The following is a 24,526-nucleotide window of genomic DNA, read 5'->3' on the forward strand; positions in this document are numbered from 1 at the left end:
TTACTGGCGGGCTTTCAAGGATGTAATAGCTTGACTAGAGTAGGTGAATCTGATTTAATCAGCTCCGTAAAGGATGAATAACAGCAAAGGGGAAAAGATGAATAAAAGTGAATTGGTTGAAGCCATCGCTAATGGTTCAGGTGTAACAAAGGCAGCTGCTAGTCGAGTACTTGATGTGTTTATGGCAACTGTTACCGATGTTCTGAAAAAAGGCGATCAAGTAGTTTTACCAGGGTTCGGATCTTTTTCAACTGGTAACCGCTCTGCAAGAACGGGTCGTAATCCGCAGACTGGTGAGACCATCCAAATTAAAGCTTCAAGAGTTGCTAAATTTAAAGCTGGCAAGTCATTGAAAGAAGCTGTACAAAAGTGAGATTACCCGGGTGCTTAGCTCAGCTGGGAGAGCATCGCCCTTACAAGGCGAGGGTCGCAGGTTCGATCCCTGCAGCACCCACCAAGAATTGGAGTGGTAGTTCAGCTGGTTAGAATACCGGCCTGTCACGCCGGGGGTCGCGGGTTCGAGTCCCGTCCACTCCGCCAGCATAACGCGCCTAACGGCGCGTTTTTTTAGGGTTAATGGACATTTTTTTCACTAAGTGATGGCAGGATGATTTAATGTGATTTGCTGCTGTGAAAGTAATTGCTCACAGACCTGCATAACTAAAGATAATGTCTTAAGGTTATGTTTTTAAGTAATTAAATCAATAAGGAAGATTTTGTCACCCACCTTTGCGAGGAAAACCTGAGTGGAGATGGGGGGATTAGAAGATACTGGTAAGACTGCTTGGATTTTTAGTAGAGATGAAAGTAAAACAGTATGAGCAATATAATCGAGCTTATTACTTCGACGTTAAGTGGCACTCAGTTATTATATCTTCTTGCGAATACAACCATTAGGGAACGCCTTACATGTTGCAGAAGTTAAATGAACGCATTCAGGGCATTGTGGCTTGGGTAATCATTATCCTTATTGCAGTGACGTTTACTTTATTTGGGGTAGACTATTACATGCAATCTCGCCAGGATACCAATGTTCAAGTTGAGGTAAATGGCCAGCCGATTACCAAGCAGGCATTTGAATTAAATTACCGGCGTACTCGTCAAATGCGTGATTCTGCGCATATGACTGCAGCAAGTGAAAATCAGCTTAAAAAGCAGATACTGGATGAAATGATTGTTAATCAAGTCAGCACTCAAGCGGCTCGCCGACAGGGTTTTAACGTCAGTCCAGAGCAAGCGAATGCGGCTATTTTAAGTATTCCGCAATTTTATGAAGATGGGCATTTTTCAGCAGATCGTTATCAGCAAGCCTTAAGCGGCGCATTATTTACTCCGGAATCATTTCAAAATGAAGTTCGGCAAGGTATGTTGCTTAACCAGCAGCGTTTCGCCTTGATTGGTACAGCGTTTGCATTACCCAGCGAAGTTAAGAAATTTGTAAAATTGTATATGCAAACAAGAGATTATGATTATCTCATGATTCCAGCATTACCCTTCAAGAAAGAAGTTAATGTATCGGATGAGGAAATTTCGGCTTATTATCAAAAACATCGAAAGCAATTTTTGACGCCAGAAAAGATAATAATTTCTTATGTGCAGTTATCGATGCCAGACATCAAGGCAAATATCAAATTGTCAGATGAACAGGTCAAGCGCTACTACGAAGAAAATCAACATAATTATTTAACGCCAGCAGAATGGCAAGTTGCTCATATTTTGTTTACCGTGCCGGCAGATGCCAGTGCAGTTGAGCAGCAGCAAATAAAAGAAAAAGCAGAAAAAACTTATAATATCTTGAAACTGAAACCTGAGCTCTTTGAACAAAAAGTTGAAGCGTTATCGGAAGATAGAATTTCTGCCATGAAACAAGGAATATTGCCGTGGATTGTGGCTGGCCAATCTGAGTTGGATAAATCATTAGTGAATTTCACTGAACCTGGAGAAATATTACCACCCATTCAAACGCGTCACGGGTATGAGCTTTTTAAGGTACTGGCTTATAAGCCAGCTAAGGTCAAACCCTATGAGGAAGTTAAAACGGACATTGAAGAGCAATTGTCCACTGAACTTGTGCAATCAGAATATGCCAAGGCATTGGAGCAGTTAACGGATTTGAGTTATCAGACACCAGATAATTTGATGCCTGTTGCTGAAAATCTCCATCTTGATATTAAAACGGCCGGACCTTTTTCGCGTCGTGGCGGAAATGATTTACTGACACAAAATAAGTCAATTATTCAGGCGGCATTTAGTCATGATGTTTTGGAGCAGGGAAACAATAGTGAACCTATTCAAATCAATAATGACAGTGTTGTTGTTTTGCGTGTTGATAAACGTATTCCAGCCAAAGAACAGTCATTGGCTGAAGTAAAGCCCTACATCGTAGAACAATTAATAAACGAAAAAGCAGAGTTGCAGGCAAAAAATTTAGGGCAAATGTTGATGACGGCAAAAAAAGAACCCAAACTGCAAGAGAAGTTGATTGAAGAAAATCAGCTGAAATGGCAGGAAGTTATACAAGCTACTCGCGAGACGGATAAAGTCTCCAGTTCTATCAATGAAATGGCTTTTAATTTGCAGCGTCTTGGTGCTGAAACGGGGCGTAATCTTAATAATGGCAGTTATGTTATTGTCCGATTGAAGAAAATTAATGATGGTGAATTACAACGCCTTGATAAGGAACAAATAGCAAGTATCACACAACAGTTAGAAGCTAACTATGGTATGATGGATTATGATTTGTATATTAATGGTTTGGTGAGTAACGCTAAAATAGTGAATCATTAGTGGTTTTTGGACGTTGGGCTAAAAAATAACTGATTGTCAGAAAACCGTTTAGAACATATAATGCGCAGGTATTCATTATTCAGGAGTGATGATGCCTGCAAAAAAGTTAACTGACCGGCAATTGGCTGAATTGTATTTTGGGCTTGCGCGCCATTATGATGATTGTATAAAGCGCCAGCCGCCAATGTCGCCTCAGGATATCTATAATGAGCTTTATAATGGTGTGTACTACACATTAAATTATTCTGATAGTCCATTACGCCAGTTGGAAATAGTAGAACAGCAAAAAATTTATACCGTATTAAATACTTTTTTTTACGCATGCCCTCAATATAGAGTGTTGCCGGCAGAACAGCAAATACCTACATTCTTTCAGGCTGGCAGTCAACCAAGGGTTATTATTCATCATCACCATCATCATTATCCTCGCTATTATAGTTCGAGCAACGATGTGCTCTTTACTTGGTTGCTGTTAAATTCATTAACTCCTCGGCCTTATTATTATCGTCCTTATCCTCATCATGGGCATTTTGGTCCTCACTATCATGCACATGCGAGCGAAAGAAAAAAGGATGAAGGTAACGTGTTGGCACTGTTACTCCTGATTGCTTTAGTATTACTGGCTGCTGCATTGGCCTTTGTTGCTTTATATTATTTGCTTAGCCAAACCATGGATAACGTCGAGCGTTTTTGTTACAGTGAAGGCTGGCTGCAAGCTGGTTTGAATCTAATGGGGATGGTTGCTGGCGGTGTTGCAGCAAGCTTATTGACAACCGCCTTATTGACGGCACCGCTTGCTGCATTGGCTTTAGCTGCAGGTATTGCTAATCCAGTTGGAGTGGTTATTTTTGGCATGATTACCTTAACGCTGGTTGGTGCGGCGGCTGGTGGTTTTCTTACCGATAAAATTCAACAGTACTTTATCAAAAAATCCAATGAGGATGCTTTAGACCCACAAGATCCACACCGCTTTGCCTTGACCGAAGCAGAAGAGCGAGCATTGATGGAAAAAGGCATTGATCCTATTAAGGTAAAATGTGCCATCGTTGCATTACGAGCCAAAATGGAAGATAAACCAGTCCCATCTCTGCTAAATCGATTATTTAGTGATCGTGGTCAAATGATTCAGGATATTTTGAATCAAGTCCGGGAATTAAGAAGTGGTAAATTGAAAGAAATACAAGTTGGTGAAATGCACTTTAATTGCAGAAGTGATGGATTTACTCAACCGGTTGCTTCTGCGGTTCCTGTGGTTCATGAACCGCGACTGTATCAGCCTGCTCCACTCCCTCCTCAATATGCCACGTTTGTATCGCCAGTTCCTTCTGCACCATTGGCTCCATCGTTGGACAGCACACCAGGTGTGTTTCCCGGGTTTGGAGGATTTTAGATTGGCCAGGCTAGAGCACCTGGCTTTAAAATGTTTATTTATTCGCCCAAATCAGCCATGGATACCGCATGGTAACCAGCATCCACATGCACGACTTCACCGGTAATGCCTGAAGCCATAGATGAACATAAAAAAGCGGCGGTGTTGCCAACTTCTTCCGTGGTGATGTTTCGTCTAAGTGGTGTGATGCTGGCATAGGCATTCTGTATTTTACGGAAATCTTTAATGCCGGCTGCCGCAAGTGTTTTAATGGGGCCTGCCGAAATGGCATTTACCCGAAGACCTCTAGGACCAAGGCTTGCAGCAAGGTAACGAACAGAAGCTTCTAGACTTGCTTTGGCGATACCCATGACGTTGTAATTGGGTACCGCTTTTTCAGCGCCGAAATAACTTAATGTCAATAAAGCTCCTTCTGTGTCTTGCATCATTGGTAATGCAGCTTTTGCCAAGCCTACTAAACTGTAAGCACTGATGTCATGAGCTATACGGAACCCTTCGCGGTTGGCATGCTCGATAAAATCACCGCTGATTTGATCAGCTGGTGCATACGCCACGGAATGGATTAAAATATCCAATTTGTTCCAATGGCTTCCAAGTTGTTCAAATACGGCTTGAATCTCAAGATCACTGGCTACGTCACAGGGAAATGTGAGGCTGGAATTAAATTCAGCCGCCATCTTTTCCACCCGCTCTTTTAATTTTTCATTTTGATAAGTAAAGGCAAGTTCCGCACCCTGTTCATGAAATGCTTTAGCGATGCCATAGGCAATGGAGCGATTACTGGCCAAACCAACAATTAATGCTTTTTTCCGCTTAAAAATCCCACCTTGACCTCCTCTTAAATCATTTAGTATGCGTTGCCAATAACTCGCGCATTTTCGCCTGGATCATATCAATGGCAATGCGATTTTCTCCCCCTCGGGGAACAATTAAATCTGCGTAACGGCTTGATGGCTCAATAAATTGCAAATACATAGGCCGTACGGTTGTTTCATACTGGTGCAGTACGGACTCAAATGAGCGCTGCCGCTCAACCACATCTCGCTTCAACCGCCGGCTTAAACAGACATCCAGAGGCGCTGACATGAAAATACGAATGTCCATGATCTCGCGTAATGCCTTATCGCTGAATAAGAGTATTCCTTCCAGAACAATGATGGCATGGCGGCCAATAAAGCGGGTTTCTGCTATGCGGATGTGTTTGGAATGGGAATAAATTGGGATTTCTACTGAATCTCCTTTCTGCAAGCGACGCAAATGTTCGCACAGTAAAGCATGATCAAATGAGTCAGGGTGATCGTAATTTATTTTCTCACGTTCGGAAAAAGGAAGATGACTGTTGTCTTTATAGTAGGAATCTTCGGAAATGACCACCACTTGGTCGGAACCCAATTCATTTACAATCGTGTTGGCCAGCAAACTTTTGCCGGAAGCTGAAGGACCGGCAATTCCTATAATAATTGCTTGTTTACTCATGGTTGTATGATTCAAAATTTAGTGCAGATAGTAAGGGTTTATGACGATAAATTCAATCCACAAATGTTATTTTAACATGGCTGTCCCATTAAATTATTAAGCATCCAATATCTTTTTTGATTATAATATGCTCATAATCTGTCTTTATCTGTCTTTGGAGCGTTGGCGAATCTAAGTTGATGCTGTTAGGTTACATCGATCTGGATTGTTTCACGTTGTTCGCAATGACGATTGTTTAACGGGGCAGCCATGGTTATTTTAAATCGATTCCATCCGATTAAATCGTTTAAGCAAAAGATAAACGGCCCCTGTGCCTCCGTCACGTGGAATGGCGCTATGAAATGCCATCACCTGAGGGATCTGCTTTAGCCAATGATTAACATAACTTTTTAATACCGGTGGTTCCCCATGATGACCACCTTTACCATGAATAATCAGAAGACAGCGGTTCTCTTGCTGGTATTGTTTCATGATAAAATTGCTTAACGAATCTCTGGCAGATTCCGTCTGTAATCCATGCAGGTCTAAATGCGCTTGCCAGCGAATTTGTCCTTTCTTTAACTGAGCAAAACGTTTGCGAGGAAACCCAGGCTCGCAATAGGACAGAATTTCATGAGTGCTGACCGGTTCAATGTATTGGCTTGACAAATAAATAAAATCAGAAGGGCTATTTTCAAACGTTGGTTTTTTTTGTGGTTTGTGGATTACAGGACGCTCTTTTATTATACGGTTCTTTTTTTCCAGAGGTTTAACATTAAGTACGGCTTGTTGAAACAATGCCTTGTCTTCATCAGACAAAAAATCTTTAGACATGGATGTATGTATGATAAGGGTTAATATAATTATTATAGTGTGGGCAAAATTGCTGTGCTATTTTCACAAATCGACATGAGTTGATTATATCTTGCTTTTCACACCATAATCTCTTGTGCTAATAATTTTTCCTTAAGGGATTTAACAGCTTCGGCTAGGGAGTTTCCTTTTATGCCAATGAAATCAAGTATGGATGATAAAGTTCATGAGGTTTCCGGAACAGTCAAGCATGAGAAGACGGAACGTGTTGGATTGGGTATTTTATTTTCGCTATTAAGTTTTTATGCTTGTCATGTATGGGCGCGCTTGCCAAAGCAGTTTCTTCCTATGCTTCAACGGCTGTTGTTGTTTTTATTCAGAATCTTGTAAGTGTAATTTTAATTGTTCCTTTTGTGGTGTATGTCGGTATCCATCAACTTAAGACTCAACGAATTGGCATGCATTTTTTTAGAGCATTGACTGGTTCAGCTGCTTGGTATTGTTTGTTTTTAGCAATACCAATCATCTCATTAACCAATGCAACCTTATTACTTTATAGTGCGCCACTGTGGATGCCATTATTAGGATTTTTATTTTTTGAAGAAAAAGTTAGTCCAAAAGTATGGCTGGGTGTTTTGGTGGGTTTTGTCGGCATTATTTTAGTATTGCAGCCGGGAAAGGATTTTTTTCATCCAGGAGATTTTATTGCATTAGCTGGTGCTATTTTAATGTCATTTGCTTTATTTTCAGTTCGCTGGTTGCGAACAACTGAGCCTGTTATCAGGATTCTATTTTATTATTTTTCTTTATCTACGCTTATATTTTTACCTATGGCATTGTTGTATTGGAGAATGCCAACCACCTTATTGCCGTGGTGTTATTTAATCGCTATTGGCGTTATGATGGCATTGTCGCAGCTTTTTATTACCATGGCTTATAAGCATGCTTCTGCGGTTCGGTTAAGTCCATATATTTATTCTGTGATCATTTTCTCTGCATTACTCGATTGGTTTATATGGGGGCATGCTCCAAATGTATGGGAAAATGGAGGCATTGTGTTGGTGCTCGCAGGAGGTATCATTGCTTCTCTGGAAAGTAAGAAGAAATAAATTTGCTTGCGGCTTATCCATTGCAATAAACAAGTAATGTTTGATCCAATTTCTTCTGGTATTAAAATGATGATATAATGCAATATTTGATCATGTTGTCATTCTATCCTTTTAGGATCCGTTGGCCTTTTGTAGGCTCTTTCCCATTTAAGGGGGCAGCTTTAATCACCCGCAGAGGACCTTAACACGTACTCTATAATTTTCAAAATTTCTAAAACCATAAGCTCTTCGCTGAATGAGTTTCATTTTGCGATGAAAGCCTTCTGTTATTCCATTTGACTTACTAAATCGCCACATTCTGGCCACTTCATCTTTCCAAGCCCAAAGTGTTTTACCTAATGATGCTAATGCTTTAAAACCACTTTGCTTTAACTCAGCCAACATTTCTAAGAAAGTAGGTATTACTTTACGGCACTCATGCTGTGTTAGCGCCCTTTTCATTAATAGTGAGTGCAGTTGTTGCTGAAATTGATATATAGCCTCTATTGCAGGATTTTCAGTGAAAAACGCATCTCTTTTGACTTTCTTCTCATCACTTAAGTTATCAGGTCTTGTTCTTAATAAGGCTAAGATACCTCTATTGTTTTTAATTTCAGTGGAGAGTTCTCGACAGGTCATCATACACTGATGTTGAATTAAACGGATTACATGAAACCTATCAGCCACTATCATAGCATTAGGAAAGTACTTCTTTACTAAGGAACGGTATGTACTGCTCAAGTCCATACAAATCACTTTGACACGTTCTTTTCCAGGTAATTGCTGGAGATATTCTTTTAATTCTTGCTCACGACGGCCACGAACCACATCAAATATCTTATGTTTTCTTAGGTCACAAAAAGTAGTTGCAAACCCTTCTTTCTTACTGAAAAAATGTTCATCAATACCCAGTACCACAGGACATGGTTTATTGATTAATTCTCGATGTTGCTCTTCATAATGCCGCTGATACCAGCGCTCTATGGTCGCTTTTCCTTTCTTATAACGCTCTGATAAATCTTTTTGCGATACCCCGCGGCTATGCTCATGAAACACTGCAGCTTGAGCTCGCCAAGTAGCACGTTGATGTTTATTGATACCGGGAAACTGTTGATTACCATAGCGACAACAAGTATGACAATAAAGCTTATACGCTTTAAACCTCAATACACTTCGACGATGCCCTATTAACTCATGGTGTACTGTTCTTACATACGATGATTTCTTGCGAACCTGCTTACTTTGGCAATGACTACACCGAGCTAATCGGTTATAAGTTACATCTAATAATAAGGGTTGATACCCACTCACTTTTAATATGGAAAATCCAGGTAAATTTAGGATAAGATTGTTCTTAGGCACTTTAATCTCCTTTTGATCGCTAAATCAAGGACTTAGTCTAGACTAATTTGATTAAAGTGCCCCCTTAATTGGTGTAGAGCCCTTTTGTATAAAAATACCTGTTATTTATAACTTAACAGAGAATGCAATTATCCACAAAGATTCTGATTTAACTTCTCATGTGAGTTTATTCATGCATCAACAAAAGTCATTATCTTCCATGCTGTCCTTATTTTTAGTGTTGTTTATTGATGGTATGGGATTGGGTTTATTATTCCCTATTCTGAATACAATTCTCATTGATCCACAAGCTGGTTTTTTGTCTCCCAACCTGAGCATGGGATTACGTGATTTTTTATATGGTCTGACCATCGGTGTATTCATGATTTGCTGGTTTTTCGGGGCGGCTATTTTAGGTGATTTGTCGGATAGTGTGGGACGTAAAAAATCATTAATGATTTGCTTGGTAGGTTCTTTTTTGGGCTATTTTATTTCAGCCATTGCCATTTTGACTCATAGTTTTACGTTGCTACTGATAGGGCGCATCATCGCCGGTTTTACCGCAGGCAGTCAGCCAATTGCCCAGGCGGCTATTGTTGATGTAAGCAGTGAAGAGCAAAAAGCACGCAATATCGGGTTAATTTTGTTGTCCGTGTCATTGGGTTTTGTATTCGGACCAATTTTTGGTGGTTTATTATCTAATGAACGGCTGGTTTCCTGGTTTTCCTTTGAAACGCCAATGTACTTTGCTGCAGGGCTGTCTTTATTTAATGCGATATTCTTGCATCTCACCTTCCGGGAAACGTTTGTTAAAGCCCACGATAAAATCCAGGTACGCTGGCATCATGCGGTAAATATTTTTATTTCAGCGTTTAAACAAGCTTCTATTAAAAAATATTCGGTGGTTTTGTTAATTATGATATTTGGATGGTCCAATTATTTTTCATTTATTTCACTTTACTTATTACAAACGTATCAATATTCGGCTTTGGAAAATTCTTTCTTTCTCGCTGTTATGGGAATAGGTTTTAGTATCGGTTGCGGTTATCTTGTCAATGTTTGCACGCGACATTTTTCTTTGGATGGTACTGTCATCAGTGGACTGCTGGTGACTGCATCACTTGTCATGATGACACTCCTTGGTAAACAGCAATGGGTTGCGTGGGTGGCTACTTTATTGATAGGCATGAGTCTTTCTGTTGCCTATTCGGTGTTATTGACCATTTTTTCTAATCAGGTGAATGACGATCAACAAGGGTGGGTGATGGGAGTGACGGGTTCAATCATGGCGCTTTGTTTTGGCTTAACATCGATCTTTACAGGCATCATTGCCCACGTAGGGGCAGTATTGCCCATGCTTCTAGCTGCTTTGGGCCTGGGTGGAAGTGCCACGCTTCTCTTTTTGTTCAAGAGGGGGGATTTTCAACGCAGCAGAAAAGAAATGTTGCAGCCTTGACCACGATTGCCTTTATGGAAATATAAAGGAACTGCGTGCCAGTTGATTTAGTGCATTGGTATAGGCGAGTAAATTCAGGCTTCGACCGTCGGTTTGCTCGTTGTGAAGTAAGATATTTTCTATTTCTTTAAGCTGGTTTTCTAATTGCTGGAGAATATGCTCTTTATTGCTGCGGTTGGTTTCTTCATAGAGCTGTTTAACCAACGATTCATAATCTCTAAGATCGATGTTTAAGATTTTCCCAGTCGAATGCGCTTCCATTTGATTGATGGCGGTGTCTATATGCATGATGATGGCCTGGATAAAAACCAGCATCGTAAACTGTTCTTTAAGAGGTTCAAGAAGTGCTTGTTTTTTTTGCTTAAACGTTCATGACTAAGTAATTCAAATAAGCTGCGGCAAACCCAAAATAAAGTGGTCGGGTCGTGAAGTATCTTGTTCTCAGTGGGAGGCATAAGAATTTGTTGTGAATTGTAAAGCAGCAAACGGGTTAATTTTTTTAAACGCCCTTGCAACATGGTCAAGGCATCCGTACGCCATACGCTGTTGGCCACGATAAAACTGGCAATGATTCCTATGACGATGCCACCGAGGCGTTCTAATGGGGGATCGAGGTAGATTGGGGGACCGCCACCCTGCGCAATGGTAATGACCAAGGCAATATTGGCTTGTAAACCAATGTAAGCGTGTTTTATATATTTGAATGAAAAATAACTGAACCCCCATATCAGAAAAAACAACAGAATAATAAAGTCGTAGAGATTCATTGCTGTCATGGCCAAGATAGTCAGAGCGGTTCCCCCACCTAACAAGCAGCCAAGCAGCCGGTGAAGGCTGACGTTTTTCATTTCAAAAATATTTTTTCGGATCGAAATGACAATACTGCTGATGATTCCATTTAGCCCACCAGGCCATTGACTCATTAACCATATTAATAGCGCTAATGTGACAGACAGGCCTGCTTTGATGCTGTGTTTTATAACATCAGGATCCATTTGCAATCGTTTAATTCGATCGTGTATTTTGATTTTGGAAACGCGGATGGTCTGTTGGTCTATCAGTAAGGTGTGCAAATAGCTTAAAACCGTAGAGATTTGTTGAAAAAAATGGCGAATCTGATAGTAATATTTAATATCATTTTGCAGTGCTGAACGGTGGTTTAGAAAAGCAGCATCCAGTGTTTCAATACTTTGGGGGGTTAGTAGCAAAGAGTTTGAGCGTTGCTTGCTAAAAAATGCGGTTTTTAACGTGTTTAAATCCTGGTGCAGAGCATTCAATACGGCTTCAATTGGTAGTTGATGACATAGGGCAGCGTAATGTCTTGGCTCATTGCGATGTGAATAGATGAAGTAGTTCAGATGGCGTGCAAGATCGCGCAATAAATCAATTAAAGCGCGTCGTTTATCGAGCAGTGTTCTAGTCATTCCGGCTTCATGACGCATAAAATTAATCATGCCATCGGTTTTATTTAAGTCTTTTTTGAGTGCCAAATTGGTTGCGGAAATAGAAGTCAGCGCCAAGGAGTTATCGTATAGAAGTTGTTTTAGCTGCTCTAGTTCTTGCTCAAAGCGATTGAAAATCACGGCAATTTGCTGCGTGAAATATTCGTGAATATAATTAGGAAAGAATAAATAAGCGCTGAGCGCTGCAACGACGACGCCTAATATGATCTCTGATGAACGCCAAATGGCAATATAAAAGGCGTTACCAGGATTAGTTGCTAATTGAGACAGGATAATAAAAGCGGTGAGGCCAAACAACAAGAACGCATAGGCATAGCGACTAAGGTTAAAATAATAAACTGAAAAAATACCAGTAAAAACAGGTTAACAAATATAATAAAAAGCTGTTTGCAATAAACGCAGCAAAGTAAAATCCAAATAAAGCCCCGGCTATTGTTCCTGCAACGCGCATTAGCGCTTTATCAATAATGCTGCCCACATACAAATTGGAAACGATGACAACGGTCATTCCTGCCCAATAAGGCGTATCCAGATGTAGTTTGAAAGCAATTAATACGGCTGCCAGTGCGCCTAATGAGGTGCGTAGAGCTGCCCTGTTTTCGACCGTTTTTGGCAGGATGAATTTAAAGTATTTCATGATTATCGATAGGTGGTGGTGGCAGCATTGGCTCCAATGCGCAAAGGATATTGTTCATCGAGGTCATCGAAGAAAATTCTTACGGGGAAACGCTGTGCTATTTTAATCCAGTCTTCCGTCGCTTCCATATAAGTCAGGGTAGACGGTGCGACTTCTCCAGCTTGGACGCGGTTAATTCCCCATCCAATACTTTCTACATGGCCATGGAATGTTTTTCCAGGATACATATCCAGCGTAATTTTAGCCTTATCACCAGGTTTAATAAGACGAATGGCTGTTTCGCGATAGCGACTGACGACCCACCAATATTTGGTTTCTACCAGGGCAAATAATCCTTGCCCTTTCTTGATGTATTGACCATGACGCAAATTGAAGTTTGTAATGTAACCGTCTTCCGGGGCATACAAGATGGTGTGATGGTATAGATATTGGGCTTTGGCGTAGGTTGCTTTGGCTGCTAATACTTCGTTGATGTCCAAATTTTCCTGAGCAATTTTTAATTCTTGGGCTGCAGCCATGACGATGGCCGTTTGTTCCTGCATTTTGGCTTGGATGTCCAGAAGTTTTATTTCAGCAAGATCTCCTTTACTCTGTAATTTTTGGTAACGTTTGACGTGATCTTCACTTAAGCGCAGCATTACTTGACTTTGCTTGAATCGTTCTTCTGCCACTTTAATGGCAAATTTGTCATTTTCATATTTGGTTTTGGCGATGTTCAAATCGGCTTTGGCTTTTTGCATAGCATACAAGTAAGGGCGAGGATCGATTTCCAGTAATTTTTGACCTTTTTTAACGGTTTGATTGTCTTTGATGTAAATATTGCTGATTGGGCCTGAAACCAATGCGGCCATATTAACGATATGGGCAGACACATAGGCGTCGTCGGTGTGAGTATCGTAATATGCGAAATAACGATAAGCAAGAAATGCCATAGCAATGATCACAAGAGAAATAATTTGAGGCCAATATCTAAAGGCAAGGAGTTTCGAACGGTCCATTTCGACGGCCCTGTAATGCAAGTAACTATTTGGAATGATTGTTAATTTTTTATAACAGACCTGATAAATAAAAACAATGACTTCTCAATCATTAGTAAGCCGCCATAACGACAAATAGACCGAACTGATGTACAATTTATGACTCAATCTATTCTGGAGATTCCATGGTTGTTTCTTTTTCCTCTGCAACGCATGATTTTCAAACCATCCTTGATTTTTTACGGTTTGGTTTGTCTAGGGCTCATGCGGAAGCGTTATATTATGGGCATGGGACCGATAATGCTTGGGATGATATGCATGCTTTAGTGCTTGGCAGTTTGTCATTGCCTTTTGATGTGGATCGCATGCTGTTGCAAGCGAGATTGACCAATGAGGAAAAAGCAATGTTATGCCGGCAGCTGGAACGGCGGATTACCGAGCGTGTACCAGTGCCTTATTTAACACATAAAGCCTATTTTTGCGATTTGGAATTTTATGTGGATGAACGGGTTCTTATTCCTCGCTCTCCAATTGCTGAATTGATTCGTTATCAGTTTTCTCCGTGGGTTACAGAGGAAAAAGTAGTGCGAATTCTTGATTTATGTACTGGAAGCGGATGCATTGCCATTGCCTGTTGCTATGCATTTCCAGATGCTTTAGTCGATGCGGTGGATATTTCTTCCGACGCTTTGGATGTAGCGAAGATTAATTGTGAACGCCATGGCGTTCAGGATATTTTGACGTTGATTCAATCGGATTGCTTTGAAAATGTGCCCTATGAAACGTATGATTTAATTGTAAGCAATCCTCCCTACGTAGGCCATGAAGAAATGGAGACGTTACCTGCTGAATATCGACATGAACCAACACTGGCATTGGAAACAGAAAATAATGGTTTGGCAATTGTTGAAAAAATTCTTCGTCACGCGCATGCTTATTTAAGTGATCAGGGTATTTTGGTGGTGGAAGTAGGTAATAGCGAGGAAGCATTAATTGCTGCCTATCCTGATGTTCCTTTCACTTGGCTTGAATTCGAACGGGGCGGGCAAGGGGTTTTTTTACTGACGAAAGAGCAATTAACAGAGCATTTTGCAACCGTATGAGTGGAAATACATTTGGAAAATTGTTTACTGTAACCACATTTGGTGAAAGCCACGGCCCAGCTATTGGTTGTATTGTAGACGGTTGTCCACCTAACTTTCCCCTTGAAGAAACCGATATTCAGCCGTTTTTAGATAAACGCAAACCAGGACAATCCAAGTACACCACGCAACGACGTGAAGACGATCGGGTTGAAATTCTTTCGGGAGTATTTAAAGGGCGAACCACGGGTACTCCAATTGCTTTATTAATTCATAATCAGGATCAGCGCAGTCGCGATTATGAAAACATCAAACACGTGTTCCGTCCTGGACACGCTGATTTTACCTATCATAAAAAATACGGTCACCGTGATTATCGCGGCGGAGGTCGGGCTTCGGCACGTGAAACAGCTGCACGCGTGGCGGCCGGGGCTATCGCCCGTCTTTATTTAAAGCATCATTTAAATTTGGACATTGTAGGATATCTGCAGCAAATGGGAGCCATTTCTCTTAAATTTGAGGAACAAACCGCCATTAATAACAATCCTTTTTTTGTCCTAATCAACATCAGGTAGCCGAATTGGCGGCTTATATCGATCATTTGCGACGTTTGGGTGATTCGGTGGGTGCACGTATTACGATCTTGGCGTCTGGAGTACCGGTTGGTCTTGGTGATCCCGTGTTTGACAAATTGGATGCCACTTTGGCTTATGCCATGATGTCTATTAATGCAGTTAAGGGGGTTGAAATCGGTGCGGGTTTTAATGCGGTGACTCAATTAGGAAGTGAGCATCGTGACGAGATGTCTCGCCAGGGTTTTTTAAGCAATCATGCAGGTGGGATTCTCGGCGGTATTTCTACAGGACAACTATTAAAAGTCAGCATTGCACTAAAACCAACGTCCAGTATTGTCAAACCAGGAAAGACAATCACTGTGGACGGTGAAGAAACGGAAGTAATTACCAAGGGGCGACATGATCCGTGTGTTGGTATCCGTGCAGTGCCGATTGCTGAAGCAATGATGGCATTAGTACTGATGGATCATTTTTTAAGACATAAAGCTCAGAATATGGAATAAAAAAAGCACGTAAATTAACCGAGTATGTAATTTTTTCCAGTATAGAGTTGTTGCATAAGGCTGGAACGTTTATATGAAAAAGAATTTGAATGAGGGCCATGATGAGTAGAAAATTAAACATAGCGGTGGTTGGTGCAACCGGTGCAGTGGGCGAAACACTGCTTGCGGTTTTGCAAGAGCGTCGTTTCCCTGTGGCTAATCTTTATCCTTTGGCCAGTGCACGTTCTGTTGGCAAAACGGTGGAGTATGAGGGGCAAGTGCTGGATGTAGAAGATTTGGCCAATTTTGATTTTACAGACGCGGACATTGCTTTATTTTCAGCAGGCAGCTCTGTATCGAAAGAATATGCACCGATTGCCGCTGCTGCCGGCTGTGTGGTCGTGGATAATACCTCATGCTTTCGTTATGATGACGATATCCCACTGGTTGTGCCTGAAGTCAATGCTCACCGTATTGCAGAATATACTCACCGTGGCATTATTGCCAATCCAAATTGTTCAACCATTCAAATGGTGGTGGCGTTAAAACCGTTGCATGATGCAGTTGGTATAGCCCGTATTAATGTGGCTACTTATCAAGCTGTTTCTGGTACGGGTAAAAAGGCCATTCATGAGTTGACAACGCAGCTTGGCGAATTATTAAATGGTCGACCCATCAAACCATCGGTTTATCCACAACAAATTGCGTTTAATGTTTTACCTCATATTGATGAATTCCAGGATAATGGTTATACCCGTGAAGAAATGAAAATGGTTTGGGAAACACGGAAAATTCTGGAGGATGATAGCATACTCGTCAATCCAACGACGGTTCGTGTGCCGGTTTTATATGGTCATTCGGAAGCTATCCATCTTGAGTTAAAGTCACCTTTGAGTGCTGAAGACGCTCGCCAACTGCTTGCAAATGCTCCTGGTGTCAAAGTGGTGGATAATCCAGCCAAATTGCAATATCCAACGCCAATGAAGCATGCTGCTGGCCATGATGAGGTGTTTGTTGGTCGTATTCGTCAAGATATATCCCATCCCAATGGTTTAAATTTATGGGTTGTGGCGGACAATATTCGTAAAGGTGCTGCGACGAATGCAGTGCAAATAGCAGAAATTCTGCAACAAGAATATTTATGATTTATAATTGGAGTTATGAATAGGCGAAAACGATCGAAGCAATTAGAAGAATCTTCCTCCTTGAAAAAGCCGCGGTTTAATGAAACCTGGCCAGATGATTCTGATCAATCCGGCGATTCAGGCCAATCAGAAGATACTGGAGGTTCAAGCGGTTCTGGTGGTGGGTACCGGCGCCGTGGTAAAGAGCGGCCTGATGCGGGTTCTACGTCTTATCTGGTTGATGAAACTCGGGTTATGGAGCGCGAGCGCCGTTTGCAAGAACAACAAGGCCATCGCCATCTTGCCCGGGTGCATGCCCGCGAGCATCATGATGAGGAGCAACAAGTTGCGCCAGAAGGAGAATTGCAAAACTCCATCATGCAAAACCCATGGTTGGATAACCAGCGGTTTGATGGTGTCGATCCAAATTTAAACCCAGAGCCGCCCCTGAATACAGAAGCACGTCGTGAATATGATAATCAGCGGCGTGAACAGGAAATGGAAAAACAATTGCGTTTGGGTAACATGCCTAGATTTACCAACACACCTAAGCCTCAAGGCCCCTAAATGACTATTGCGAATGACATCATCAGTTGCCGTATGCCAGATTTTGATCATTATCTGCATGACGGTGAGTCACTGGATGACATTGATGAGTATGGTTTTACGCCCCTGATTGAAACGGCCATCACCCGCCAACCTCCTATTGCTGAGCAATTAATCGCACGCGGTGTGGATGTCAATAAGCCAGATGTGACTGGGCGTACTGCTTTGCATTGGGCTGTGGATAATAATGACTTAAAATTATCTCGTCTCCTGCTGGAGAATGGTGCCAATCCAAATGCTTATACCCATTCAGGTTTATCGATTTTAGTGTATCCTGTTTTACGTGGACAAAGTCAATTAAAGCATTTGCTCTATCAATTTGGGGCGAAGCTTGATTTTTCACTGGATTTTATTTACGGTAAATTACTTGGGCATCGTTTTGAACTTCAGGGTGATGTGGATATTGTCAATGCTCAGGAAGAATTTATTGAACTGGATTACGAAGGGTTTATTCTTGAATTTACCGTAGCGGTGGTGAAAGATTCATTGCGACGTTTTACCAGCAGTTATTCTACTCGACATTTACGCCATCATTTTCCTTTTTTACATACTATCATCGACGCATTTGCCGTAGCGGACGAGTTATTACAATACCAGCATCGCGTCGCCTTAGCGGACGAAGACAGGCGGCGTTTGGGAGAATTACTCAAATCACCAATGCTTATTTTACCGGCAGCAAGCCGAGGGCATGCCATGTGTTTTGTTCGCTATCAGCAATGGTGGGCTAAAATTGACCGCGGTGAAAATAGTCTTAAAGAAGGTAGTGTTAATATTTATCACCTAACTCGTCCAGAGGCGTTGACCGTCAATTTTTTACAAGAGTTTCTTTATAAGAAACAACCTCGTCGCTATTTTCACCAGATCATTAATCAGCAATTAGGTTTGACGCCGATTGCAAAAATTCCGATGAGTTCTCAAATTACGGGTAATTGTTCATGGGCCAATGTGCAAGCAGTTGTGCCGGTTGCTTATGCGCTTCAGCATTTGACCTCGGTTGCGCAGTTTTCTTATGAAGCAGCGCTTGGAATTTATCAAACCTGGGTAGAGTGGGATAAAGACAGGGCATTGGATGAGTGCATTCAGCGATTTTATCTGGCCAATCCAATCCGTAAGGCAAGTTTTGCTTCAATGTTGGCGGCTGTGCTTTTTCAAGCGTGTGATTACAATAATTCGCATGATGTGGAGCGTGCGGAAAAAATATTGGCCATCCTGATGCTGCCAGATTATTACTATATATTGCAAAGTTATCTTGACGTCTATTGTATCAAACGTTTAACCAGAAAAGGCAACAACTTATTAAAGTTGTTGGATGATTGCGGTGTTAATCCTAATATCGGAGTGACTCCCATTGCGACGGGATTACGTTCGCGGGAAGAACGTTAAATAGGTGATCTCCAGGACTATGCCCAACATGTTAGTGAGGCATATTCACCAGGCCACCATCATGTTCTATCTCTTTGTCTGAGACAAAAGCTAATTTGTTTTTATAGATAATAAATAAAGCAATACCTCCCAGACTAAATACAATAGCAGACAGCCCGAGTGGCAGCGTGCTGGCTACATTTTGATGAATGATAGCCATTCCGATGCACGAAGAAAATAAAAAACGCAGGGTGCCGCCAAGCGCTGCAGCCGTTCCAGTGTGTTTAGTAAAAGGCCACATCAGTCCGCCATTACCCGCCCCCATGCAAAATGTCCCGCCAATGCCAACCAAGAGCATTGGATAGACAAAAGCATGCAACGTCAGGCCAGAAGAAAAATACCACCCTGTCATCCAGAAACCGCCAGTTAACGTGATAAAAAAACCAAGAAGGCAGGTGTAATATATGCCAAGACGTTCAACGATTTGGCTGCAGAGTATGCTGCCAATAAAAAAGATAATCCCATATAAAAAAGTAAAAACCATATTGAGATTCAGGTATGTGCAAATTACGAATGATTAAATAAGGAGACAGGGCACAAAATAAATAAAGGTAAGATAAACCAAAACAGGTGGCAAGATTGTAGATTGCAAAGATGGGATTTAGAAAAATTATTTTGTATTCTATTAAAACTTTACGCAAGGAAAAGTCAACTCTATTATCCTTCGGCAATGTTTCTGGCAAGAAAAAATACAATGAAATCAATGATAAAAAAGCAATAGACAGCAAGCTTAAAAACATCATTGGCCAGCCAAAATAAATATCCAGGTAGCTGCCAATAAAAGGGGCAAACATCGGTGAAAAAGAAATGATCCCATTTAGGTAACTGTAGATTCTGGCGCTTTTATTCCCTTTAAAACAATCTCTAACGATTGCTAAACCTAGTGCCATCATACCGCAACTGCCAATAGCCTGGATGATACGTCCGAAAATAAGAAATTTTGGACCTGACGAAACCGAACATACAACACAGCCAAGTGCAAATGAAACGGTGACAAAATAAGCAATTTTTTTGCGTCCGAACTGGTCTGATAACGGTCCAATAACAAGCTGCATGATTCCGGCAGTGAACATAAAAATATTTAAGGTCAACAGCATGACACGGTCTGATACATGAAACAGTTGTGTAAGTTTTGGAATGGCTGGGACATAGACATCCATTGCTAACGCTAAAGCCAAAACAAAAGGAGCAAGGGAAAGTGTTAATTGTCGTGGAGAAAGAGTCATCATATTGTTAATCAAGCATGAATGCCGCCTATAAGTCAACGTTATGGCGCTAGAAGAAGGATTTCAAGAACCTGGTTAATGTTATGGTTACATTAACCAGGTTCTGCGTCTTAAGGACATCTTTCAGGTTTCGTTTGGTTCTTTATTATTGTTGGGTGCTTTTTTTTTGATAGTTCGGTATTCAGTGGAATCACTCGTCCGCCTGGTTGGTTTGCATGAGATTGCTGTTGTCCAGAACTAGAGCGTTTACGATTTCCTCCAGAGCTTCGATTTTGATAGTGGCTGCCTGAACGTCGTTTATAACCTGATTGCCCACTTTGTTGAGTTCTTTTTGAAGTGGATTGTTGAGATGAATGGGCTTTCTGTGTTTTAGTCGGCTCTTTTTTTTCAGGCTTGCTTTTATCCAGTTCTGCAGTATTGGCAAATAAATAATTCCATAGGCGTTGCAGTAATCCAGATTCTTTCACTAGAGCCTGATGTTTGCCTTCATAAGGTTTAACGACTGGCTGATCCAGCTCTGTGGCTTGTTTTTCAGTCTTGGCTATTTCTACTTCCGGTTGTTGTATTAAAGAATAACTTGGTTTTCGGTTTTTGCCGACGTTATCTTCCTTACGCCGAGTGATGCTGTAATGTGGTGATTGTAGATAAGGGTTCGCAATGATAAGAACCTGGACATCATGACGTTTTTCAATATTTATGATGAAATCCCGTTTTTCATTCATAATAAAGGTGGCCATATCAGGAGGAAGTTGCACTTGTACTTCCGCTGTTTTCTCTTTTAATGCTTCTTCTTCTATCAGACGAACAATGGATAAGCTGTGGGATTGAATATTGCGTACTGTCCCTCGTCCTTCACAGCGAGGACAAACTTCTTGAGCGGACTCACCCAGTGAAAGCCGCAAACGTTGTCGTGACATTTCCAGTAAACCAAATCTTGATATGCGGCCAACTTGAATTCGGGCTCTATCTGCTTTTAGAGCTTCTTTAAGCCGATTTTCAACATCCCGCTGGTTTTTGCTGGAGTTCATATCAATAAAATCAATAACGACCAATCCACCTAAATCACGGAGGCGCAATTGTCGAGCTATTTCATCGGCGGCCTCAAGATTGGTATTGAGCGCAGTGGCTTCAATATCTGAACCGCTGGTTGCTTTTGCAGAATTAATGTCAATAGAAACGAGTGCTTCGGTGCGATCAATCACCAAAGCACCGCCTGAAGGCAATAATACCTCTCGCTGATAAGCGGTTTCTATCTGGCTTTCAACTTGATAAAAATTAAATAGAGGAATGGTGCTTTTATAAAGCTTGAGATTCGGTAAAAAGTCAGGTTTGACTTGTTCAATATATTGCTTGGCTTTTACAAAGGATACTTGATCATCGATGATGATTTCACTGATTGATTTACGTAAATTATCACGAATTGAACGAATAATGACATCGCCTTCTTGATGAATAAGGCAAGGGGATAGTTGGGTGTTATAAGCATTTTTAATGGCTTGCCATTGATTGCGCAGCATGTCCAGATCCGCTTGCAATTCTTCCTGACTTTTACCTACGCCTGCTGTACGAATGATAAGTCCCATATCTTCGTCCATCTGCAAGGAGCCAAGCGTTTCTTTTAGTTCGTTACGATCATCGCCTTCAATTCGGCGAGAAATACCGCCAGAACGAGGACTGTTTGGCATTAAAACAAGGTAGCAGCCAGCCAGGGTTATAAAGGTAGTAAGAGCGGCTCCTTTATTGCCACGCTCTTCCTTGTCCACCTGCACAAGCAATTCCTGTCCTTCGCGAATCAGGGTGGTAATCGAAGGTTTTTCAGCACCAAATTCATCAGGATGTTTGCTTAGATATTCTGGAGCGATTTCTTTAAGTGGAAGAAAACCTTGGCGTTTGGCGCCATATTCAACAAATACGGCATCCAGGCTGGGTTCGCGCCGGGTTACCGTTGCTTTGTATATATTTCCCTTTTTCTTTGTTTCTGTCGGACATTCAATGTCCAAGTCAAATAGCAGATTATCTCTTACTAAGGCAACACGCACTTCTTCAGATTGCGTTGCATTTATTAACATTTTTTCCATCTTTAACCCCATTAATAGGGCGCTAGACACTCAAGTAAAGACAGTGGAAGGTTATCATTTTAAGCATGGCCCAACACCTTAAACAGGGATGCAAATTCTATCATAGACGATATGACCGGTTTGTTTTTTATGATTCGCTGCTCTGTTGCTTTCTTGTAAGCGGTCATGCGTCTCATAAAAGTTACCCGGTTTTGGATAATCGGTCTGATGAATTTGCAGATAAGCCTTAAGTTTTTTTCTGCAAGGCATTTGCATGTAACGAAAATGGCAAATTGTTCTAAAAGCGCGTTAAGGCTTGTTAAGTAGAACGAGTGATTCGCCAGAAATGGATGCTGTTTTAGTGGTAATGCCCCATTTTTCCGCATCATGAAATGATTTGCAGATACACTCTTAATGACAGACCACACGCATGTTACCTTCTTACGGTAAGGTGCATACTTTGTGTTGCTGCATGTTTGCCATGCGTGGGTATCTGGTGAGTTTGTGTTCAATTTGGCTCTGGTACTGGGTTGCTTCCTTGTATCTTTCACTTAAGGGAGCGCATTTCATTTTCTTAAATAGCTGATAATTTTATCAGCCGGTAAACTTTGTAGTCGTTTTGCGTTATAATTCTGTCACAGAATATATTTATATCTGTTCAATAAACAATAGTATCAAAAAAATTGGCACTAGAAAATAGGCGAGTAAGCTATTTCACCCGCCGCAAATTTTAAATCGAGCGCTGTTTATGGTTTATTGATGGTAAATTGAAGCAAAAGAATATTGCCAATACTCTGATTATTATGTTTGTAAAATTTTGTCCTTGTTGTAAACAAATCAACAATTCTAAAACAAGAGAGATGGCTTTTTTTGACAGGACCTTGTAGCGGATTTGTCCTGTTTTAACAAAGACGCATTAAATGAGAAGATGAATGAATGAAGTTCGCTATACCGAAATAACGACGGAAGAAGAAGGGCAACGAGTGGATAATTATTTGTTTCGGTTGCTTAAAGGAGTGCCCAAAAGCCATATATACAGGCTTATCCGGGGTGGTGAAGTACGCGTCAATAAAAAAGAGTAAAAGCTTCTTCACGTCTTGTGAGCGGCGATATGATGCGAATCCCTCCAGTGCGCATTTCCCAGGAGAAAGACCCTTTTGTAAGTGCGGGAGTTCGTCAATGCCTGGAAAAAAACATTATCTATGAAGATAACCAATTACTTGTCATCAATAAACCGGCTGGTATGGCGGTTCATGGGGGTAGTGGCTTGAGTCTTGGGGTGATTGAAGTGTTGCGCAAAACTCGTCCTGATTTGCCTTACCTTGAATTGGTGCATCGTTTGGATAAAGAAACTTCAGGATGCTTGTTGCTTGCGAAAAAACGCAGTGTATTGCGTGCTATTCAGGCATTACTTGCCGCCAGAGCAATCCAAAAAACTTATTGGGCGTTGCTTATGCATCCATGGAAGGGGAAAAAGAAGATACAGGTTGATGCAGCGCTTGCAAAGAATGTTCTTAAATCAGGCGAGCGTATGGTGATGGTCAGTCATGAAGGTAAATTATCGCAGACTGAATTTAAGTTACTTGAAAATTTCCTGTCCGCTTGTTGGGTGGAAGCTTATCCCAAAACAGGCCGAACCCATCAAATTCGTGTGCATAGCGCCTATCTTGGGCATCCTATTGTCGGTGATCAAAAATACGGGGAAGATGTTTCTATCGTTGGGTTTGAAAGAGAAAAATTACGATTGCATTTACATGCCAGGGCAATACAATTTACTCTGAACGATAAATGTTATTTTTTTCAAGCCGATTTGGATGAGAGATTTACGCAAACACTGGCGCAATTACGTTTAAGGAGTAAAAAGCCGAATGGATAAGCCTTATCGTTTGATAGTATTCGATTGGGAAGGAACGCTTGGAGATACATTCGGTAAAATTATAAATATTTTGACGATTGAAACCCGGCGCATGCAGTTAGGTGAGTTTAGTGAATCACGTGCACGAGAATATTTGATGTTAGGGTTGATTGTAACCATACAAAAAATATTCCCGCGTTTATCCGCTGCTCAACAACAAGAATTGTTGCAGGCGGTGCAAGAATCATTGGCATTACGCTCCATGGAAGTTTATTTGATTCCTGGTGCAAAAAATATTGTAAAGAAAATACAAGAAGCGGGAATAGAGATGGCCATTGCTACGAACAAAGGACAGCATTCCTTGCAGCGAGAGTTGCAGGCTTCAGGTCTGGATATTTATTTTACTGTTACGCGTTCAGCTGGTCAGGTTCCTGCGAAACCTTGTCCGCAAATGCTTGAAGAAATCATGGACGTGTGTGGTGTAACGGCATCACAAACGTTGATGATTGGCGATTCGGTCAGTGATGTTGAAATGGCCGTAGCCGTGCATGCTGATGTGATAGGTGTCCAGTTTTATCATCAACCGGAACTGGCAGAGGAGCTTCTTGCGGCAGGCGCATTGAAAGTGTTTGATGATTACCAGCAATTGGCCAGTTATTTAAATTTATAGACAGGATAAAGGCGGATGGG

20 protein-coding genes, 2 tRNA genes and 3 pseudogenes are annotated in these 24,526 nt (G+C 41.3%); 14 read left to right on the forward strand and 11 right to left on the reverse strand.

Annotated features, from left to right (window positions below; genetic code table 11):
• Window positions 1–97 precede the first annotated feature (97 nt).
• The 5 genes from LOA_RS03955 to LOA_RS03975 all read left to right on the forward strand — a co-directional run bounded on the left by LOA_RS03955 (window position 98) and on the right by LOA_RS03975 (window position 4,177).
• The gene (locus LOA_RS03955; protein WP_025385231.1) at window positions 98–373 is read left to right on the forward strand and encodes an HU family DNA-binding protein; all 276 of its coding nucleotides are present in this window, start codon (window positions 98–100) and stop codon (window positions 371–373) included.
• Window positions 374–381: 8 nt separating this feature from the next.
• Window positions 382–457 (forward strand) — tRNA-Val (locus tag LOA_RS03960).
• Between the two features lie 6 nt (window positions 458–463).
• A tRNA-Asp gene (locus LOA_RS03965) sits at window positions 464–540 on the forward strand.
• A 369-nt stretch (window positions 541–909) separates the two neighbouring features.
• A complete protein-coding gene (locus LOA_RS03970) occupies window positions 910–2,787 on the forward strand; it encodes a SurA N-terminal domain-containing protein (protein ID WP_025385232.1) in 1,878 nt (625 codons plus the stop codon).
• 88 nt (window positions 2,788–2,875) lie between these two features.
• Complete coding sequence (locus LOA_RS03975; protein ID WP_148294863.1) at window positions 2,876–4,177, forward strand: hypothetical protein; 1,302 nt, start codon at window positions 2,876–2,878, stop codon at window positions 4,175–4,177.
• A 38-nt stretch (window positions 4,178–4,215) separates the two neighbouring features.
• On the opposite strand, the gene LOA_RS03980 is transcribed toward LOA_RS03975, so the two are convergent.
• The 3 genes from LOA_RS03980 to LOA_RS03990 form a co-directional block, all read right to left on the reverse strand.
• A complete protein-coding gene (locus LOA_RS03980) occupies window positions 4,216–5,031 on the reverse strand; it encodes an enoyl-ACP reductase FabI (RefSeq protein WP_420795675.1) in 816 nt (271 codons plus the stop codon).
• Window positions 5,021–5,653 carry a uridine kinase gene (udk, locus tag LOA_RS03985; protein ID WP_025385235.1) on the reverse strand — a complete coding sequence of 211 codons (633 nt, stop codon included), beginning with the start codon at window positions 5,651–5,653 and terminating at the stop codon, window positions 5,021–5,023. Before udk ends, LOA_RS03980 begins: the two co-directional genes overlap by 11 nt.
• 258 nt (window positions 5,654–5,911) lie before the next feature.
• Window positions 5,912–6,466: a Smr/MutS family protein gene (locus tag LOA_RS03990; RefSeq protein WP_025385236.1), complete on the reverse strand. Its 555-nt coding sequence runs from the start codon at window positions 6,464–6,466 to the stop codon at window positions 5,912–5,914.
• 263 nt (window positions 6,467–6,729) lie between these two features.
• Here LOA_RS03990 and LOA_RS03995 point away from each other — a divergent pair, with 263 nt between their 5' ends.
• Complete coding sequence (locus tag LOA_RS03995) at window positions 6,730–7,554, forward strand: DMT family transporter (RefSeq protein WP_274544675.1); 825 nt, start codon at window positions 6,730–6,732, stop codon at window positions 7,552–7,554.
• 165 nt (window positions 7,555–7,719) lie between these two features.
• On the opposite strand, the gene LOA_RS04000 is transcribed toward LOA_RS03995, so the two are convergent.
• Window positions 7,720–8,895 carry an ISL3 family transposase gene (locus LOA_RS04000; protein WP_025384767.1) on the reverse strand — a complete coding sequence of 392 codons (1,176 nt, stop codon included), beginning with the start codon at window positions 8,893–8,895 and terminating at the stop codon, window positions 7,720–7,722.
• 172 nt (window positions 8,896–9,067) lie between these two features.
• On the opposite strand from LOA_RS04000, the gene LOA_RS04005 reads away from it, so the two are divergent.
• Window positions 9,068–10,330, forward strand: coding sequence for an MFS transporter (locus LOA_RS04005; RefSeq protein WP_025385238.1), 1,263 nt, complete (start codon window positions 9,068–9,070; stop codon window positions 10,328–10,330).
• A gap of 12 nt (window positions 10,331–10,342) precedes the next feature.
• Here the strand turns inward: LOA_RS04005 and LOA_RS13640 are convergent, their stop codons facing one another.
• The 4 genes from LOA_RS13640 to LOA_RS04015 are packed head-to-tail and all read right to left on the reverse strand — an operon-like array spanning window position 10,343 to window position 13,428.
• Entirely contained in the window at window positions 10,343–10,618 is a 276-nt protein-coding gene (locus LOA_RS13640) for a hypothetical protein (RefSeq protein ID WP_025385239.1), read from the reverse strand.
• The gene (locus tag LOA_RS04010; RefSeq protein WP_081726614.1) at window positions 10,609–12,141 is read right to left on the reverse strand and encodes an FUSC family protein; all 1,533 of its coding nucleotides are present in this window, start codon (window positions 12,139–12,141) and stop codon (window positions 10,609–10,611) included. The genes LOA_RS13640 and LOA_RS04010 overlap by 10 nt, the downstream gene beginning before the upstream one ends.
• A complete protein-coding gene (locus tag LOA_RS15745) occupies window positions 12,119–12,430 on the reverse strand; it encodes an FUSC family protein (protein WP_025385241.1) in 312 nt (103 codons plus the stop codon). Before LOA_RS15745 ends, LOA_RS04010 begins: the two co-directional genes overlap by 23 nt.
• 2 nt (window positions 12,431–12,432) lie before the next feature.
• A complete protein-coding gene (locus tag LOA_RS04015) occupies window positions 12,433–13,428 on the reverse strand; it encodes an HlyD family secretion protein (RefSeq protein ID WP_025385242.1) in 996 nt (331 codons plus the stop codon).
• A gap of 164 nt (window positions 13,429–13,592) precedes the next feature.
• Here LOA_RS04015 and prmB point away from each other — a divergent pair, with 164 nt between their 5' ends.
• From prmB to ankH, 5 genes and pseudogenes are all read left to right on the forward strand, one after another.
• On the forward strand, window positions 13,593–14,510 hold the full coding sequence (prmB, locus tag LOA_RS04020) for a 50S ribosomal protein L3 N(5)-glutamine methyltransferase (RefSeq protein WP_025385243.1): 918 nt from the start codon (window positions 13,593–13,595) through the stop codon (window positions 14,508–14,510).
• Window positions 14,507–15,567 (forward strand): annotated as a pseudogene (gene aroC / locus LOA_RS04025) (chorismate synthase). The gene prmB and the pseudogene aroC overlap by 4 nt, the downstream one beginning before the upstream one ends.
• Before the next feature lie 101 nt (window positions 15,568–15,668).
• A complete protein-coding gene (locus tag LOA_RS04030; protein ID WP_025385244.1) occupies window positions 15,669–16,691 on the forward strand; it encodes an aspartate-semialdehyde dehydrogenase in 1,023 nt (340 codons plus the stop codon).
• Window positions 16,692–16,889: 198 nt separating this feature from the next.
• Window positions 16,890–17,237, forward strand: a pseudogene (locus LOA_RS15165) (Smr/MutS family protein); the annotation flags it as partial.
• Complete coding sequence (gene ankH, locus LOA_RS04040; RefSeq protein WP_025385246.1) at window positions 17,238–18,659, forward strand: Dot/Icm T4SS effector AnkH/LegA3; 1,422 nt, start codon at window positions 17,238–17,240, stop codon at window positions 18,657–18,659. It abuts the pseudogene before it with no gap.
• Window positions 18,660–18,690: 31 nt separating this feature from the next.
• On the opposite strand, the gene LOA_RS15170 is transcribed toward ankH, so the two are convergent.
• The 3 genes from LOA_RS15170 to LOA_RS04050 form a co-directional block, all read right to left on the reverse strand.
• On the reverse strand, window positions 18,691–19,182 hold the full coding sequence (locus LOA_RS15170; protein ID WP_238551389.1) for an MFS transporter: 492 nt from the start codon (window positions 19,180–19,182) through the stop codon (window positions 18,691–18,693).
• Window positions 19,115–19,927 (reverse strand): MFS transporter, encoded by an 813-nt coding sequence (locus LOA_RS04045; protein ID WP_238551320.1) that lies wholly within the window; start codon window positions 19,925–19,927, stop codon window positions 19,115–19,117. The genes LOA_RS15170 and LOA_RS04045 overlap by 68 nt, the downstream gene beginning before the upstream one ends.
• Window positions 19,928–20,034: 107 nt before the next feature.
• Entirely contained in the window at window positions 20,035–22,002 is a 1,968-nt protein-coding gene (locus tag LOA_RS04050) for an Rne/Rng family ribonuclease (RefSeq protein WP_025385247.1), read from the reverse strand.
• 911 nt (window positions 22,003–22,913) lie between these two features.
• Between LOA_RS04050 and LOA_RS04060 the strand changes: the two are divergent.
• Window positions 22,914–23,857: pseudogene (locus LOA_RS04060) on the forward strand (RluA family pseudouridine synthase).
• The gene (locus tag LOA_RS04065) at window positions 23,850–24,506 is read left to right on the forward strand and encodes an HAD family hydrolase (protein ID WP_025385249.1); all 657 of its coding nucleotides are present in this window, start codon (window positions 23,850–23,852) and stop codon (window positions 24,504–24,506) included. Before LOA_RS04060 ends, LOA_RS04065 begins: the two are co-directional and overlap by 8 nt.
• Window positions 24,507–24,526 lie beyond the last annotated feature (20 nt).

The organism is Legionella oakridgensis ATCC 33761 = DSM 21215, from assembly GCF_000512355.1.
GTDB lineage: Bacteria > Pseudomonadota > Gammaproteobacteria > Legionellales > Legionellaceae > Legionella_A > Legionella_A oakridgensis.